This is a genomic window from Armatimonadota bacterium (genome assembly GCA_039679645.1).
Classification (GTDB): domain Bacteria; phylum Armatimonadota; class UBA5829; order UBA5829; family UBA5829; genus UBA5829.
The window spans coordinates 39,615-55,450 of record JBDKUO010000049.1; the positions used below are offsets into that span (position 1 = coordinate 39,615).

Genomic DNA, 15,836 nt, shown 5'->3' on the forward strand with positions numbered 1-15,836 from the left:
TTACTGCAGCAAGTGACGGATTGTAAACGTCTCACATCTCCTGTTACAATAATAGAGATATGCAGCGCATTACCAAACTTCCCAAACTCGATAGAAAGCTGATCGAAGAAAACACAATCGATTATTACCGCACTGCCGGAGGCACCAGGCCGGACCTGCGCGTGGTCGATATTGACGGCAAAAAAATAGCCGTAAAGGACTTCAGGCGCAGCGACTTCCTATTTAGAGCGATAGTCGGGCCGATATTGATCCGCCGTGAGTTCGGAGCCATGCGGGATTTGCTGGGCGTAAAGGGAATTCCTCAGCTTGTAGGCCGGATGGACAAATATGCCCTCGCCATGGAGCACATATCGGGCACCAGCCTTGAGCATGTGGAGCAGGGAGTCCTCACAGACGAGTTTCACACCCAACTTGCTGACGTTATAAATAACATGCACTCCCATGGCGTTGCGCACTGCGACCTTCGCAGCCGAGGCAACGTTATGCTCGGTGACGACGGCAAACCATATGTAGTCGATTTTGCCGCATGTGTATATAGAGGCCGCGGGATCAACCCGTTTACCAGGTGGCTCTTTAATCAATTTGTGCTCGCAGACAACAACGCCGTGCTGCGTATAAAGCAGCGCCTTTCACCCGAGCTGCTCACAGACAAAGACAAGATCGAACTGGCAACCCCGCTTCCATTTGAAGTGCCGGCACGTATTGTCGGTGAAAGCATCCGTAAGCTTACTCGCAGTCTTCTAACTCACCACAAGTCCTGATAATACGTAAACAAGCTGCAACACTACCGATACGTTACGTTAACTCCTGCTTAACACTCCCGAAATAACCCAACCTTATACTTAAAACAAGCATGGTGCATTACTTTGGGGCATTTTGATACCCAACTCCGGCACCAAATTTTGAGGAGGAGACTGACAAATGAGAACAAGAGGATTGCAGGCTTATCTGGCAGCGGGAGTCTGTTTGCTGTCGATGGCAGGTGGGGCGGTTTACGCTCAGGACAGTATATCGACAAATATTGATCTTGCTTATGTGAGCAAATATGTATGGCGTGGAACTGTGCCGAATTCAGACCCGGCGTTTCAGCCGTCCGTCACCATCTCACACCCCAGCGGTGCGAGCTTTAACTTCTGGGGCAGTATGGATACGACCGGCATTAATGATAATTCGGGAAATTTTACCGAGCAGGATTACACGCTAAGTTACGCATGGAAGTCGATGTCCGCAGGATATATATATTATGCATTCCCAAACACGGCGTATCCGAGCACTCAGGAGATGTTTTTCAACATCCCTCTGGTAAGCAAGCTGCCCGTTTCACTTGCTCTGAATTATGATTTCGACGAGGCAAAGGGACTCTACGGCGCGCTTAGCACCAGCTACGCCTATGCTATGAAGAGCGGCAAGGCTATGAGTCTTTCCGCCAAGCTAGGCTTTGCGTCATCGGGCTACAATGATTTTTATTTTGGCGCCGACAAGACAGGTTTGGTTGATCTTGTTTTAGGTGTTAGTATGCCTTTTGAGAGCGGCAAGATGAAGATTACACCATCCTTGACTTACTCGACTATGGTCAACAGCGATCTCAAAGATGCCCTTTCGGCGAATGGCGTTGATGAGAACAACTTCATTGCCGGACTGACTATATCATCGGCGTTCTAAACAAAGCACTTGGGGGACTGGTCTCTCGGTCCCCAAATATTAAAGCAAGGAGAAAATGTATATGTATCGAGTCAGGTTATGCGCAATCATTGTCCTAATATGCATGGCAATATCGATGATTTCATGTGTTGCTGCAATTGCCGATGCGGATGGAACCAAGACCGGGACCGCTCAGGACGTGGTCGGCGCAACAAGCGGTGCTCCCAGTGCCGATGATCTCAAGAATTCAAGTGCGTCCGAGCCTTTCGCATCAAAGTTAGCTGATGTAGTCGGTCAGAATAAAGTCGCAATTAACTTTACCTGGACGCTGGTAGCAGGCTTTTTGGTTATGTTCATGCAGGCCGGTTTTGCATTGGTCGAAACAGGTTTTACCAGAGCCAAAAACGCCGCGCACACTATGTTTATGAACTTCGCAGTATATGCGATAGGTATTATCGGGTTCTTTATATGCGGTTTTGCGTTTATGTATGGCAATGCGGGTCCGATAGGAAACCTTGGCGGAAGTCCTGCATTAGCCGGAGGGCATGAGCTTACAATACATGGTTGGGGAATAATCGGAACAGCTGGTTTCTTCCTGACAGGAAGTTATTATGATGTTGCGGTGGCTGCTTTGTTCCTCTTCCAGATGGTTTTTATGGACACTGCCTGCACGATTCCTACAGGCGCCATGGCCGAGAGGTGGAGACTGAAGTCATTTCTTGCTTACGGCTTCTTCATGTCGATGATACTCTATCCGCTCTTCGGCAACTGGGCATGGGGCGGCGGCTGGCTGATGAAGTTAGGCTACTGTGACTTTGCCGGATCTGGTGTTGTTCATGCTGTTGGTGGTCTTTGTGCTCTTGCCGGTGCGATAGTGCTTGGCCCGAGAATAGGTAAGTTTAACAGAGACGGCAGCGCAAACGCCATACCCGGTCATCACATCCCGATGGCGATTCTCGGAACATTGATTCTGGCTTTCGGATGGTTCGGTTTCAACCCGGGCAGCACACTCGGCGCATCAGGCGGCAACAATCTGAGGTTCGCAATGGTCGCCACCAATACAATGCTGGCTTCCGCATTTGGACTGGCGACCGCTGTAATCTATATGCTGTTCAAGTGCGGCAAGCCCGACCCGACAATGGGCGCAAACGGCATGCTTGCCGGTTTGGTTGCTATCACCGCACCTTGCGCGTTTGTAAACTGTGTTGACTCCTGCATCATCGGTGGAATAGCAGGTATCCTAGTATGTGTGAGTGTTGCGTTTATCGACAAGATTCATGTTGACGACCCGGTCGGAGCTGTATCAGTGCATGGAGTCTGTGGTCTATTCGGTGTTATCAGCGTGGGACTTTTTGCAGACGGCGCTTTCAATGGTATCACTGGTCTGTTTCACGGTGGTGGAATGCATCAACTAACTGTCCAGTTGATTGCAGTGGCTACACTCCTGGTATGGGCGTTCGGATTTAGCTTCATATATTTCAAGATTATGAGCTATATCATTCCGATGCGTGTAAGCAAGGAAGATGAGCTTGCCGGACTGGATATGCCTGAGACCGGCGTTCTTGCCTATCCTGAATTCGAGATGAGATAAGAGAGGATACAGACATGACAAAGATCGAAGCGATTATCAGACCGAACAAGTTGGATGAAGTCAAGGCCGCCCTGGATGACCTGGGGCTGATGGGAATCACGGTCTCGCATGTGATGGGCAGCGGCAAGCAGAGAGGTCGCACTCAGCACTATCGCGGCCAGGAATATGTAGTAAGCCTGCTGGATAAGGTTAAGATCGAGACTGTTGTTATGGACGATATGGTCGATGACGTAATGAAAGCCATAGCCGATTCAGCCGGGACAGGCGAGATCGGCGACGGTAAGATATTTGTATACAAAGTCGACAACGCAATGAGGATTCGCACCCGCGAGATGGGTGAATCCGCAGTCCGCTAGGCGTCTTGCATACTAACCTGGTGATATGGTGATATTATGTAGGGCCCATGCCATATGGTGTGGGCCTTGCATACATTACAAACCGGCCTCTTCAGGGCAAACGCATCTTAAGAAATATGTCTCCGCTTTGTTCGGGCAGATTTATAATCTGCGCCGAAAAGGGCCAAATGGCATCTCTGATGCCACTACCTAGCGCTTATATGCAGGCTTAGCGGTTAACGGGATCACAGATACCGAGATAGCCCAAAAGGGGTCAGATTGCAAATCTGCCCCAACAGAAATTAGATACGTTTGCTCTGCGGCCTATTGCTTAGTCAAGCGCATCAACGTATACTTTTTCATGCTTGGTAAATGAGAAAGGAATCTGATTGCATGCCGAAAGAGCCTCTTAAACTGTCTGCCTCGGGCTGTATAAAATCTCTGATAATCGGATCAAAACACTTTGACTTTCGCGAGAATGAATATGCCGGACCCAAGTGGTATGGCGAGTGGGACGGTAGTAAGCATAAAATAGTCCTGAGCGGTTCAGTTATGCATTTTGAAGGCGGCGAAGGCCCCATCTCTTTCTCGATAGATTATGCGCTCTTATCTGATAGACTTGTTATCACTGCCGCAATTGCCAATCATGGCAGAACGCCGTTTATACCTGTCAAAGCTGGTCTGAAGTTAGGTCTGGATACATATATGCAGAGCCGGCCTGAGTGGAACCAAAAGCTCTTCCCGACTCTACTGAGGTGCGAGAAGACACACTTCTGGGGTTATGCTATGAGTCCAGAGGGCGCAATACTCGGCATAGGCTCACCCGAGCCGGTTGCTTCCTGGAGCCTGGACTATAACAGGGCAGGGGACTCGCCGGACAGCGACTGGGGCCACAGGGTCTACACACTCAATCTTGACCTGATGAACTCTCTGCCACTGCCAGCCAGGCATCCTCAGGACTTAGGTGAACTGGCCGCGGGCGAGACGAAGTCATGGGCAATAACTCTCATCCCAGTCAGCGATTTGGCGGATATCAAGCCGGTGCTGGCGAAAGTGTGCTCCGCTCCGATGCTGGATGCGGACCGTTACATTTTGGCTGAGGGCGAGTCTACCAATATACGTGTCTATTGCGATGATCCGGTCAATTTACAAATTACCGGCCCGGATGGTGAAAGCGTAAAATTCGATACAGGTAATTTCACTGTGCCCGAGAGAGCGGGGGAATATACTCTCACCGCTGCTTCTGACTCCGGCAAGATTTCGCAGGCGAGGCTCTATGTGCGCCATCCATGGTCGTGGTATCTAAAGCAGGCGCGTGTAGCCGCAGTGGAGAAACCACAGAAAGCGTCGTGCTGCTGCGAGAGCTGGTACGGCCACTTTTCAAGTTTTCTTGCCTTGCGCCATTTCGCCGATCATGAGCTTGATGCGCAGGCAGAAGCCAACTTCAGAACCATCCTGCCGCTGATGTTCGATACCCAAAGCGGTGTTCCGACACTGCTGCCGGATCGAATCCAAAACACCTGCACCATGATCAGCATGCTCGCCGATCTTTACCAGGCCAAGGGAAATATAGCCGATCTTGAGCTTGCGGCAAAGCTTGCCGACTGGATAATAACGCATCAGCACAAAGACGGCTCATACAAAGGCCAGAACGGCGGCCACTATACATGTGTTATATACGCTGCTAAGTCCATCATCGAGCTTGCTCTGATTGAAAAAGAACTGACCGTTGATAATTCGGACTGGGAATATAAATACAAGAGGCACATGGCCTCTGCAAAGGCTGCTGTTGATAATCTCCAGAGGCTGGGAGACAACATAGGCACGGAGGGTGAGGCAACATTTGAAGACGGCATGATATCCTGTTCAGCCCTTCAGCTAGCTCTGTTCGCCCTGCTTCAGGATGACAAGAGCTGCCGCGATAAATACACGAAAGCCGCTCTCGATCTGCTAAGCAGACATCGGTGTTTGGAGCAGTCGATCGTTCCGGATGCCCGCATGACCGGCTGTACTCTGCGCTTCTGGGAGGCTCAGTATGATGTCCTCATCGACCAGAACATGATCACATCTCCGCACGGCTGGTCTTCGTGGAAAACGTATGCCACATGGTATCTCTATCTTCTCAACGGCAGTGAAGACCTGCTTAGGCAGACAATGGAGACCCTCGGCGCGTGTGTTCAGATGATCGATTCGGACTCAGGCGAGCTTCGCTGGGCGTTCGTTGTCGATCCGTATATACGGGCGAGCGTTTGGGATCAGGATGATGACAATCCGGGCTCTGGTGCCAGGCGCGAGCGTGTGATAGGCGAGCAGTATGTGGATATGATCAGCGGCTGGTGGAAAGCTCCGCCCGATACGGTCACCGGCGGCTACTGGGACCAAGGCGGCTGCTGCGATAATGACGTGCACGAGCACTTCAAGTGCCTGGAAGAAGTAGCTCTGACATCTGCATACGTGATAGAGCGCAAGGACGGCAGCTTTGGCGCATGGAACTGCCGGGTAGAGCGCGCAGGCGATAAGATTTATGTATATCCATATGAGGATATAGTTGACTCGGTGCATGTAAACCTAAAGAAATCACATTTAGTCGATGTCCACTTTTCAGATGGAGTGACGAGTATGAATGCGGCAGGGATGCAATGGATAAGAAGTTGATAATAAGTGATACTGCGCGTGCTCGTGCGAAAGAGTTTCTCGAAATTAGCGGCCAGTTCAGGCTGGGCGAGCTTGTGACTGAGTCATCTCATCCGGTTACGGCGAACCTGAGCGAAGTGGCGCAAGAGGACATTGGCGCTGCGCTCGACCTGCTCTTCCAGGTCGATGAAGATGTGGTTGCGAAGTATCGCGAATGGGTCGAGTCAGGTCGCTCGAATGAGATAGCTGATGTGGTCACAAAGTCTCTGCAATCCGGCGGACGGATCTTCTTCACAGGGTGTGGCGCAACCGGACGACTAAGCATACTAATAGACTCCATATGGCGGGATTTTTGGCAGGGCAGGGGCTCACAATGGGAAGACCGCACAGTCAGTCTTATGGCGGGCGGAGACTTCGCTCTGATCAAGTCTGTAGAGGGTTTTGAGGATATCACCGAGTTCGGCAGGCGTCAGATTGCAGACGCCGGAGTCGGACCGAATGATGTCGTTTTTGCCATAACCGAAGGCGGCGAGACTTCATGGGTCATAGGCACAGCCTGGCAAGCCCTGGAGAGCGGCGCAAAGGTATATTTCGTATACAACAATCCGGATGATATCCTGCGCGAACATGTCGAGCGTTCGCGTGAGATCATAGACGAGCCACGGATAGAGAAGATAAACCTGACGACCGGCCCGATGGCTATTACAGGTTCAACCCGCATGCAGGCTACCACAATCCAACTCTGCGTAATGGTGACTATACTTGAGATTGTAGTGAGGAATCTAGATCGGATAACAGCCATGGAAGAGGCAAATATCCCCCACCAATTCCTCAAATCATTGGAAAGCATGCTCTCAGCCCTGCGCTCCGAGCAGACGTTGCGTCAACTTGCAGACCTGGTCGAGATGGAAGAATCGGTCTATCGCTCTGGCGGCAAGGTCAACTACTTCGCCGACCAATTGGCAATAGATGTGCTTACAGATACGACCGAGCGTTCACCCACATTTTGCATCCCGCCGTTCAAGAAGTGGGATGACCCGAGCGCGTCCGATTCGTGGGCATTTCTGTTTACTCCCGGCAAGACCACAACCGACGCATGGCAAAGGCTGCTAAAGCGAAAACTGCGGGCAGTAGAATGGTCTGAAGATCAGGTCCGTGAGATGGTCGGTGATATCGACTCCTCGCACCGATATGAGGTCATCAAGCGAATATCTCTTAGCGAGATTTACAGGTTCAGGATAGGCCGGGATGGAATGGACCTGCGTCCTCTTGGTCAGGGTGACGCGGCCATATTTGTCCTTGATGACGGCGATGAGTCTTTTCAGGCGGCAGCGCAGTCTGTCCTTGAATCAGGTGCGAAGGTCGGTTTCATACAAGCATGTGACCGTCTTGCAGGTTCACCATCAGTTACTTTGCCTTCAATCGGCGATGAGTTTTTACTTTATGGGATAAAGCGGGCCGGGGTGAAGATGCTGCTAAATGCTCTCTCGACGTGCATTATGGTCCGCCTCGGGCGCGTGATGGGCAATTATATGATCTATGTTGTCCCATCCAACCTCAAACTGATCGACCGCGCTACACGTTATGTCTCTCGCCTCACCGGCTTGACCTATGAAGATGCCTGTCATCTGGTCTTTGACGTGATCGAGTATGTCGAGCCGCGAATGAAGAATGATATGGCATATCCGCCTGTAGTCGGTATGTCTGCTATCCGGGCAAAAGAGCATGTCGGCAATTGTGATGCCCAGGAGATTCTAGCCCGTCTGAATCGCTAGCTTGAAAAAGGGAATATCGTGCTTTCGGGTGCTGCCCATACAAAGAGTGCCTGTAACCGTGCGACTGAAATCACGGCCACAAAAACACGAAGTGTCCCTTCGGATACTGGAGATGCCAGTCGGCGAAGGCCGACTTTGTGTAGTTGTTGCCACGGTTTTGACCGCAGGGTGCATTACATGAAATTAACGGGCAGCACCTGCACCACAACTCAGCTTCACTTAGACTCGAATGTGTTGCACCACGCCTGATTGTTACTGAGCACAATCTCTATGTCACTGCAGGCATGACAGCTCAGGGACTGGTTATACAGGCAGTTGTCTATGTGGCATGCTCCTACTTCCGCCTGACCCTGGTGTTTCGTGTGCTGTTGAGAGGCCATAAATGTCTCGCATAAAGGTTCATTGCTGCCGATCAATATCCCGCGAGCGCAGCACTCACTGTCTTTGTTGTAGAAACACTGGTTTACGTTACACTTTCTGACTTCGGGAACCATAACCGGACCTCCTTGTGTAGTTGATCTGACTAGAGATACCCAGAAATCGGTTGGCGTATGGCGTGGATACTTATTGAGGAGAATTCTGATCGGCGGGGAAAAGATTCACCCGCCGATCTATGCAAGACAAACTTGTTACACGAAAATATAGGTCAGCACCTGGGTAAATTCGCTCACAATAAAAGCTTGTTAGGCGAACTTACCGACTCTGGTGGCCACTTCCGCCTGGAACCTGCTTATGTAGCCCTTGAGAAACTCGACGATATCCAGCGAGTCATCTTCAATAAGAGGAGTAAGGTCCATTGCAAAGTTTAGCAGCGCGCATGCGTCAGTGCCGTGTGATGCAAAGTAAGTAGCATGAGCGCGTCTGCGGCCAAGTGTAGCAAGGTCATATCTCTTGCCGCCGCAAATCTGTGAGTCATGTACACCCAGCACTGCTGCCGCGATATTCTCATGAGCTTCCACATTAAGCGGGATCTTGTCTTCGTCGGTCATCCAGTCAAGGTCGCGCCATACTTCACAGCCGAGCAATTTCTTAGGTCTTGCATCTTTAGGCAGTGAACGGATCGCTCTGACAATATGCATAGCTGTCGCTACGTGAGTGTCGTGCTTGTCACCGAGGTTGTGTGTATATACGACTTCCGGCTTTGCCTGTTCGAAAATTTTCTTGAGGTCATCAACCACGTTCTGGTTCTTGGAATCTTTCACTTCAGCGCTGGTGTAATCAAGCAGAGCCTGCGCGCTATATTCTCCGACGAACGCAGCTTTCTTCTGCTCAAGGCGTCTGACTGTCTGCATCTGCTCATCGGTATAGTCGGCATAGAGATCATCTCTTGGGCTGCCTGCGCCGTTTGTTACTACGACTCCCATAAATGCTTTATCATCCTTACCAAAGCATTCAAGAATTCCGTGGAATGCCATAATCTCGATGTCGTCCTGGTGCGCTGAGATTCCCATATGGGTTGTGCGTGCGAGAGCTTCCTGCTCGGGCTTGCCGTCCGGGACAAAAACCTCAGCCTTATCCTTATTGAGTTTCATAAAAACCCCTCCTGATTGGTACTACTCGTTAATTTTATGTCAACCCAGCACTATCGGGCAAGTGATTACCGTAATAAATTTTTCTCGGCAGTATTGACATATAATGTGAGGCAGCTAGACTAATGGTTGATATGATGCTTATAAAGAATGTGAAAGGAACTATTCTAAATATGTCCAACAGCGTACCCAGACCTGAGCATCCCAGGCCCGACTTCGAGCGCAAGGCCTGGCAGTGCCTTAACGGCAAATGGCAGTTTGCAATCGACACCGCAAAGTGCGGCATTGAAAAGAATTGGATGACCGGTGTTGATTTTTCGCTTGAGATCAACGTGCCGTTCTGTCCGGAAAGCAAACTCAGCGGCATCGCCAATACTGATTTTCTTGGCGCAGTATGGTATCGAAGAGCATTCACCGTCGATAAAGCGCTTGCAGGCCAGCGGCTCCTCCTGCATTTTGGCGCGGTAGATTATGAGTCGCGCGTATGGGTAAACGGCAGGCAGGTCGCCGTTCATCGCGGCGGTTGGACGCCATTTTATGCCGACATCACCGACGCTGTTAAGCCCGGCGAGAACGAGGTTGTTGTCTACGCGGTTGACGACGAGCGTCCGCACATGCAGCCTCTCGGCAAGCAGTCGGACAAGCTGCACTCATATAGCTGTCTCTATACAAGGTCCACAGGAATCTGGCAGAGTGTGTGGCTTGAGTCGGTGCCGGAGTCGCGAATTTCTAACTTCGTAATTCTGCCGGATGCGCCAAATGGTCGAGCCGTGATTGATGTGGATGTAATCAAGCCGTACCCCGGGTTGAGTGTGGAAGCTGCAGCGCTGGTTGACGGCAAAGTAGTAGCTTCGACCAAACTATCTCAGGCAAGCACAAGAAGCTCAGTCACACTCGATATTCCCGACCCTGTGCTGTGGGAGGTCGGCAAGCCGTTTCTATATGATCTTCAGCTTCGCCTGACTGATGGTGAAAAGACCATCGATGAGGTGTCTTCATATTTTGGCCTGCGTGAGGTCCGCATTGACGGCGACAAGATCCTAATCAACGGCAAGTCGGTCTTTCAGCGCCTGATCCTAGATCAGGGTCTCTGGCCGGACGGCATCTACACTGCTCCTTCGGATGAAGAGCTTAAGGCGGATATCGAGAGAAGCATGGCGTGCGGGTTCAATGGAGCCAGATTGCACCAGAAAGTATTTGAGCCGCGCTCGCTGTATTGGGCGGACAAACTCGGCTATATTGTCTGGGGCGAGTTTCCCGATTGGGGCTGCGCGGTAAAGTTTCATGCCCAGGCAAGAGAGAATATGCGTAGAGAGTGGGTCGATGAAGTCCTTCGCGATATTAACCATCCGTCGATTGTTGCGTGGATGCCGCTGAATGAAGCTCACTTTAATGGCGAAAGATACGAGCCGACGTTTTTTGCGGAACTCTATGATCTGACAAAGAAACTCGATCCGACACGTCCATTCCTTGACACAAGCGGTTACACTCATGCAAAGACGGACATTTGGGACCTGCACGACTATGAACAGGACCCTGCAAAATTCAATGCTAAGTATGAGCCGTTTGCCAAAAATCCAAACGATAAGACGCTTCCGAAGTGTGATCCGGGCATAGAGCCCGATTATGAAGGCCAGCCGATGATCGTCAGTGAATACGGCGGCATATGGTGGAACCCGGCTCAAATCGGCGATGAGGCTTGGGGCTATGGCGAGCGACCTAAGAGTGAGAAAGAGTTCTGTGACAGGTTCAAGGGCCTTGCTGATGTGCTTTTGGATAATCCGCACATCGCGGGTCTCTGTTACACTCAGCTCACCAACGTAGAGCAAGAGGTAAACGGCCTCTACACATATGACCGCAAGCCCAAGTTCCCGCCGGAGCTGTTCAAAAAGGTCCTGGATCGCAAGGCAGCCATTGAGGATTAAAAATAACGGCAATACTGGTAATTCGTGCAGCGTTCGCCTTTGTCCTCAAGAGGCATAATCTATGTGTAAGGGACAATTGAATAGAGAAAAGTGAATATACAACTTAATATTCAGCGCAGTTTATGGCGCGCGATAATGGCAAACTCCGGGAAACCGGAGGACGCAAAGCTAAGGGCCTAAGCGGCTTGCCCAGTGTCCAATATTGAGTTTTCATCAGCAATCATAAGAAGATTGAATCTTGGGCATTCGAGGCCGTATGGTTGCCTGGTTGCCGAAGCGTCGAGCACTTCGTAGACATCGACAAGGGCAAAGTCCGAGTGATCGGGCGGCGCAAAGTCACGGGGCTCCTGTGACGCCGGAGATAGAAACTGTGAATCGCAGAGTATGGGTTCTCAGGTCCGGGCAGTGGGGGAGTCGGCTGGGCTGCCGAAAGTCTGGTAGAGGCGTTATTTTCGACGGGTTCGCCCGTCTTGCCTGCCGGTGTCGGAAAGGGGGTACTTGGCGGGGTATAGTTTGTGAGCTTGCCGGGGTTGCTTTCGGGGCGACGTCGAGACGGGCTATGACGGACGGTTTATGCGAGTCTACGTCCGCGATGGCCAGTGGAGGCGCCGGAGGCGTCCCGGCCCTTTAGGAGTAGAAAAATGTAAGGATCAGGCGGCGGAAGGACCGGTGGTGTTCGTCCGCCGCCGCTTACTGTACCGGTCGGCTGTTGGCCGTCGGCAATCGGCCGTTCACCAACACCCGACCATCTGATAGGTAGCGATCTCCGAATCGCCACCTTAATGCCGAATTGGGGTCTCCGAACCCCGCAACCTTTGCTGGAATAGCCGGATTCGGAGATCCGGCACTGGTTCTCGGGTAAGGATTCGGAGATCCTTACCCATCATATGGACTATATGTGACCATTTTATCCCTCCAGGTATCTTGCTACCACACAAGCGACAGTTAAAAACAAAGGAAATTCTACCCAGCTTCATCAATTCTACTATGGGAACAATTCTCACATTTGTCGGAGTAATATAACCTGCCATGACAGTCAATAAAATCACAGCCGGAATAGACATTGGTTCTCTTTCTACCGACGCAGTTATCCTCAAAGACGGCGAGATCATATCCTACGCCGTAATCCCGACGCTCTCCAGCAGCGAGACAGCGGCAGCAAAGGCATATGAAACTGCTCTCGAAAGCGCCGGGATGACTAAATCGGACATATCGCGCGTGATAGCCACAGGATACGGCCGTTCGAGCACGGATCTTGCCGATAAAGCCGTTACCGAGATCACCTGCCATGCCGTCGGCGCAAGGAGACTGTATCCCGAGGCTATGAGCGTGATCGATATAGGCGGCCAGGACAGCAAAGTGATCCGCCTGACTACTGAAGGCAGGGTTGAAGACTTCGCGATGAACGATAAATGCGCAGCCGGCACGGGCAGGTTTCTTGAAGTGATGGCTCGCGCTCTGGATGCCGATCTGACCAGCCTCGGCGCTCTTTCCAAACTCTCTACTCAAGACGTTAGAATATCGAGCACGTGCACGGTCTTCGCCGAGTCAGAAGTTGTTGCGCTTGTAGCCAAGGGTCTGCCTAAGGAAGACATAATCCGCGGCCTGCATATGTCAATCGCCGAGCGTATATACGGCATGGTCGTCCGGCTCAGAGGCAAAGCCCCGTTCGTGATGACCGGCGGTGTCGCCAAGAACTCGGGCGTAGTCAGAGCCATAGAGGCCAGGCTCGATACGACACTCATTGTCCCTGATGAACCTCAGATCGTAGGTGCGTTGGGTGCGGCTGTTATTGCGGCAAAAGAATAAGCCTCTATCTCAGGGTCTACTTTATCGCCTCCTGAACCCTGCCGTCCGCATAAATATTGAATTTCCACCCGTAGCCCGAATCCAGTGTTGCGATAATCGTGTCGGCGGGAGGCGGGTTCGCAATATGATATTTATCATCCGGTTTGAAGTATGTTACAGCCATCTTGTCTGTGCCGGGCAGCAATAGTGCAGTCTTATCGCGCAGATGGTAACTTATTCTTTCGATGAAATTATCCTGAGAAGGATAGTATTCTGAATTCATGATGCTGGCCTCAATAGCATCCGATATCTGGTGCGCGTTTTCCAGTATGAGCGCCTTGGTTTCGTCGCCGGTCAATTGAATGCCGGCAGCCGCTTTTTCTCTGGGTGTAGCTTTTCGGTATTCGAGATCGGTAACAAACGCTTTTCCTTCACTGACATACGCCATTTTAAGGCCGTTCTCACTCCACGCTTCGTTTCCACTTCTATCCGCAACAGCTACGCATACCCGGTTTTGTCTTTCACCTTCGGGATACACCAACCAGCAAGAGCAGAGCTTTGTTTTTATGCCGTCAGGTTCAGCTTGCATGTCCTGCTGCGTCCAATATCTTACAAACCTGGTCTTGGGTATAACCCAGGCATAATAGTCTTTTAACCCCTTGATAGTGCAAAGAGTCTTGCCTGTCGCTATCTCTTTGATCGCTGTGCCGTTATCAGTGGAGGTTAGGTCAAATGGAATGCTGTTCTGCATATCATATTTGAGTTCTTCAGGCTTTACATCTGTTTGAGTTGGTGCTCGTCCATCCATATAGATGTTGCGATATACACGTCCGCCGTCACCGGTGTTGTCAACACAGAGTATTCTTTTGCCATTATCGGCCCACGTAACAATCATCGGTATGCGGCTTCTGCTGGTGAAAAGCGTTTGAGCCTGTTTGCTGTAAAGATCATACACAATGAGGTTATTGTCGCGTTCGCCGGTATCGCTGTCTCTGTTGCCGCGAGATACCAGCGCGACCTTGCTCGAATCCGGGCTCCATTCGCTGGGGAAGTAGTAGTAATCTTTTGGAATGTAATATGATCCGATCATGGCACCCATCGTGTCAAAGATCAGCAGGCTTTTTCTGCGCTGATATGGTTTGCCGCTATCATCTTTTCCTTCCATTTTCAGCCCGGCATCAAGAGCGAAATACTTGCTGTTTGGCGACCAATAGACATATGAAGGCAGCTTCCATTGGTAAGTGTCTGGGTAATCGTTGTCCGGCAGGCTTCCTTCCATCAGCATGATAGACTTTTCGTTGGAGAGTTTGACCAGATAAAGCCGCGCAATCCTGCTGTCGCTGTCTATATTCGGCTGAATGGTCAGATAGGCGACATATTTGCCGTCGGGAGATATGGTAATGCTTTGGACATCGCCGTCGCTGCGAAAAGTAAGCTGACGGGTCTGGACCACTTCAAGGACCTTGTCTCCAACCATCATTTTGTGAATACCGAGACCATTAGCCCCAGCGCCGGTCGAAGCAAATATCAGCGCAATGATGCCAACAACCCTTAACGACATAGAACAATCCTCCAATAATTATATGTCTTCATGATACAAGACGCCGCAATTCACATTTTTGTTCTTGCATTTTCTTTTCTTGACATGCGTCCGTATCCATGCTATAACTACTATTAGTGAACGGAGGCGATTGCCATGAGCAGAGTTTCAAGCGCATTTGGTGAAATGATAAAGTCCTTCTTGCACAGGAACGGCCTTACATTTCGTGCGGCGGCTTTCAAATCAAGCATCAGCGCCGCATATTGGAAAGATATGTCCGACGGCAGAGTGCCATCGGAAGAAGTCATTGCCAAGATCGCTGCATGCTTTGACGACCTGGATGAAAACGACCTGCGCACCGCTGCCGGTTACGCCGCCGACCCATCCAAGATGGATGCGGTTAAGGCTGTTGAGTTTGCGCTGCGTGGTCAGGAGAGCATTCCCGAAGCGGGAAAGAAGCAGATTATCGACTTCGTAAAGCAGATGGAAGAGCGCTACTCAACAAAAGGCGGCAACTAGTTGTCCAGGCTCCATTTTCAGGATGAGGCGGAGCTTTACGCATACAAGGCGTGGAAGACGCTGTCGCTTGAACCGCCTGTAGACCTGGGTCTGGTAGCGGCAAGGCTAGGCATAGATGTGCACGAGCGAGACTTCGTTGCCGAGATCGACGGCGTATATCTGCGTCTGCCCTGTGCTCCTCCTGTGATCGCAATCAACAACTCCTACACCATTTCACCGGCCCGCCGCCGCTTTACCCTAGCGCACGAGATAGGCCATCATCTCCTCGGCAGTCGAATATCCGGCGAATGCAGACTGTTCTTTCTGGATACGAACAAAACCAGGCGCACCATAATGGAGCGCGCATGTGACAGGTTCGCGGCTCTGCTGCTGATGCCTGAGGACATGGTCCGGCGTCATTATGACGAACTCGTGCACAATCCGACCTGCAGGCTGAGCATAATGGCCGAGCGGTTCGGAGTCTCGACATGGGCTATGAGACGGCGGTTAAGGGAGCTTGGATTGCCCGTTGATACCCGTCGCCGAGCTTGACCCCAAGCTCCCCGCAGTGCTATAATTT

Annotated in this window: 13 protein-coding genes and 2 riboswitches; of the genes, 10 read left to right on the forward strand and 3 right to left on the reverse strand. The window is 51.1% G+C overall.

Annotation, left to right across the window (positions count from 1 at the left end):
• Window positions 1-59: 59 nt before the first annotated feature.
• From ABFD83_09995 to ABFD83_10020, 6 genes are all read left to right on the forward strand, one after another.
• A complete protein-coding gene (locus ABFD83_09995; GenBank protein MEN6357403.1) occupies window positions 60-761 on the forward strand; it encodes an RIO1 family regulatory kinase/ATPase in 702 nt (233 codons plus the stop codon).
• Window positions 762-921: 160 nt separating this feature from the next.
• Window positions 922-1,662, forward strand: a complete 741-nt coding sequence (locus ABFD83_10000; GenBank protein MEN6357404.1) for a TorF family putative porin — start codon at window positions 922-924, stop codon at window positions 1,660-1,662.
• Window positions 1,663-1,777: 115 nt separating this feature from the next.
• A complete protein-coding gene (locus ABFD83_10005) occupies window positions 1,778-3,232 on the forward strand; it encodes an ammonium transporter (GenBank protein ID MEN6357405.1) in 1,455 nt (484 codons plus the stop codon).
• A gap of 14 nt (window positions 3,233-3,246) precedes the next feature.
• Window positions 3,247-3,588, forward strand: coding sequence for a P-II family nitrogen regulator (locus ABFD83_10010; protein ID MEN6357406.1), 342 nt, complete (start codon window positions 3,247-3,249; stop codon window positions 3,586-3,588).
• A gap of 351 nt (window positions 3,589-3,939) precedes the next feature.
• Window positions 3,940-6,222 carry a hypothetical protein gene (locus ABFD83_10015; GenBank protein ID MEN6357407.1) on the forward strand — a complete coding sequence of 761 codons (2,283 nt, stop codon included), beginning with the start codon at window positions 3,940-3,942 and terminating at the stop codon, window positions 6,220-6,222.
• Entirely contained in the window at window positions 6,207-7,976 is a 1,770-nt protein-coding gene (locus ABFD83_10020; GenBank protein MEN6357408.1) for a hypothetical protein, read from the forward strand. Before ABFD83_10015 ends, ABFD83_10020 begins: the two co-directional genes overlap by 16 nt.
• Window positions 7,977-8,191: 215 nt before the next feature.
• Here ABFD83_10020 and ABFD83_10025 read toward each other — a convergent pair whose 3' ends face one another.
• A complete protein-coding gene (locus tag ABFD83_10025) occupies window positions 8,192-8,470 on the reverse strand; it encodes a DUF1540 domain-containing protein (GenBank protein ID MEN6357409.1) in 279 nt (92 codons plus the stop codon).
• 189 nt (window positions 8,471-8,659) lie between these two features.
• A complete protein-coding gene (locus tag ABFD83_10030; GenBank protein MEN6357410.1) occupies window positions 8,660-9,508 on the reverse strand; it encodes a PIG-L family deacetylase in 849 nt (282 codons plus the stop codon).
• Between the two features lie 122 nt (window positions 9,509-9,630).
• Here ABFD83_10030 and ABFD83_10035 point away from each other — a divergent pair, with 122 nt between their 5' ends.
• Both ABFD83_10035 and ABFD83_10040 read left to right on the forward strand, forming a co-directional pair.
• A complete protein-coding gene (locus ABFD83_10035) occupies window positions 9,631-11,430 on the forward strand; it encodes a sugar-binding domain-containing protein (protein ID MEN6357411.1) in 1,800 nt (599 codons plus the stop codon).
• A 127-nt stretch (window positions 11,431-11,557) separates the two neighbouring features.
• A riboswitch (cyclic di-GMP riboswitch) is annotated at window positions 11,558-11,706 on the forward strand.
• 19 nt (window positions 11,707-11,725) lie between these two features.
• Window positions 11,726-11,861, forward strand: a riboswitch (cyclic di-GMP riboswitch).
• A 598-nt stretch (window positions 11,862-12,459) separates the two neighbouring features.
• Entirely contained in the window at window positions 12,460-13,239 is a 780-nt protein-coding gene (locus ABFD83_10040) for an acyl-CoA dehydratase activase (protein MEN6357412.1), read from the forward strand.
• A gap of 16 nt (window positions 13,240-13,255) precedes the next feature.
• On the opposite strand, the gene ABFD83_10045 is transcribed toward ABFD83_10040, so the two are convergent.
• Entirely contained in the window at window positions 13,256-14,779 is a 1,524-nt protein-coding gene (locus ABFD83_10045) for a hypothetical protein (GenBank protein ID MEN6357413.1), read from the reverse strand.
• Between the two features lie 135 nt (window positions 14,780-14,914).
• On the opposite strand from ABFD83_10045, the gene ABFD83_10050 reads away from it, so the two are divergent.
• Both ABFD83_10050 and ABFD83_10055 read left to right on the forward strand, forming a co-directional pair.
• Window positions 14,915-15,277: a helix-turn-helix transcriptional regulator gene (locus ABFD83_10050; GenBank protein ID MEN6357414.1), complete on the forward strand. Its 363-nt coding sequence runs from the start codon at window positions 14,915-14,917 to the stop codon at window positions 15,275-15,277.
• Window positions 15,278-15,808, forward strand: coding sequence for an ImmA/IrrE family metallo-endopeptidase (locus tag ABFD83_10055; protein ID MEN6357415.1), 531 nt, complete (start codon window positions 15,278-15,280; stop codon window positions 15,806-15,808). It abuts the gene before it with no gap.
• Window positions 15,809-15,836: the final 28 nt, after the last annotated feature.

Bases quoted from the DNA above. Each gene is read 5' to 3' on its own strand.
- ABFD83_10045 (MEN6357413.1), bottom strand. From the start codon at position 14,779: ATGTCGTTAAGGGTTGTTGGCATCATTGCGCTGATATTTGCTTCGACC.
- ABFD83_09995 (MEN6357403.1), top strand. From the start codon at position 60: ATGCAGCGCATTACCAAACTTCCCAAACTCGATAGAAAGCTGATCGAA.
- ABFD83_10005 (MEN6357405.1), top strand. From the start codon at position 1,778: ATGATTTCATGTGTTGCTGCAATTGCCGATGCGGATGGAACCAAGACC.
- ABFD83_10040 (MEN6357412.1), top strand. From the start codon at position 12,460: ATGACAGTCAATAAAATCACAGCCGGAATAGACATTGGTTCTCTTTCT.
- ABFD83_10000 (MEN6357404.1), top strand. From the start codon at position 922: ATGAGAACAAGAGGATTGCAGGCTTATCTGGCAGCGGGAGTCTGTTTG.
- ABFD83_10015 (MEN6357407.1), top strand. From the start codon at position 3,940: ATGAGAAAGGAATCTGATTGCATGCCGAAAGAGCCTCTTAAACTGTCT.
- ABFD83_10025 (MEN6357409.1), bottom strand. From the start codon at position 8,470: ATGGTTCCCGAAGTCAGAAAGTGTAACGTAAACCAGTGTTTCTACAAC.
- ABFD83_10050 (MEN6357414.1), top strand. From the start codon at position 14,915: ATGAGCAGAGTTTCAAGCGCATTTGGTGAAATGATAAAGTCCTTCTTG.
- ABFD83_10035 (MEN6357411.1), top strand. From the start codon at position 9,631: ATGGTTGATATGATGCTTATAAAGAATGTGAAAGGAACTATTCTAAAT.
- ABFD83_10030 (MEN6357410.1), bottom strand. From the start codon at position 9,508: ATGAAACTCAATAAGGATAAGGCTGAGGTTTTTGTCCCGGACGGCAAG.
- ABFD83_10010 (MEN6357406.1), top strand. From the start codon at position 3,247: ATGACAAAGATCGAAGCGATTATCAGACCGAACAAGTTGGATGAAGTC.
- ABFD83_10020 (MEN6357408.1), top strand. From the start codon at position 6,207: ATGGATAAGAAGTTGATAATAAGTGATACTGCGCGTGCTCGTGCGAAA.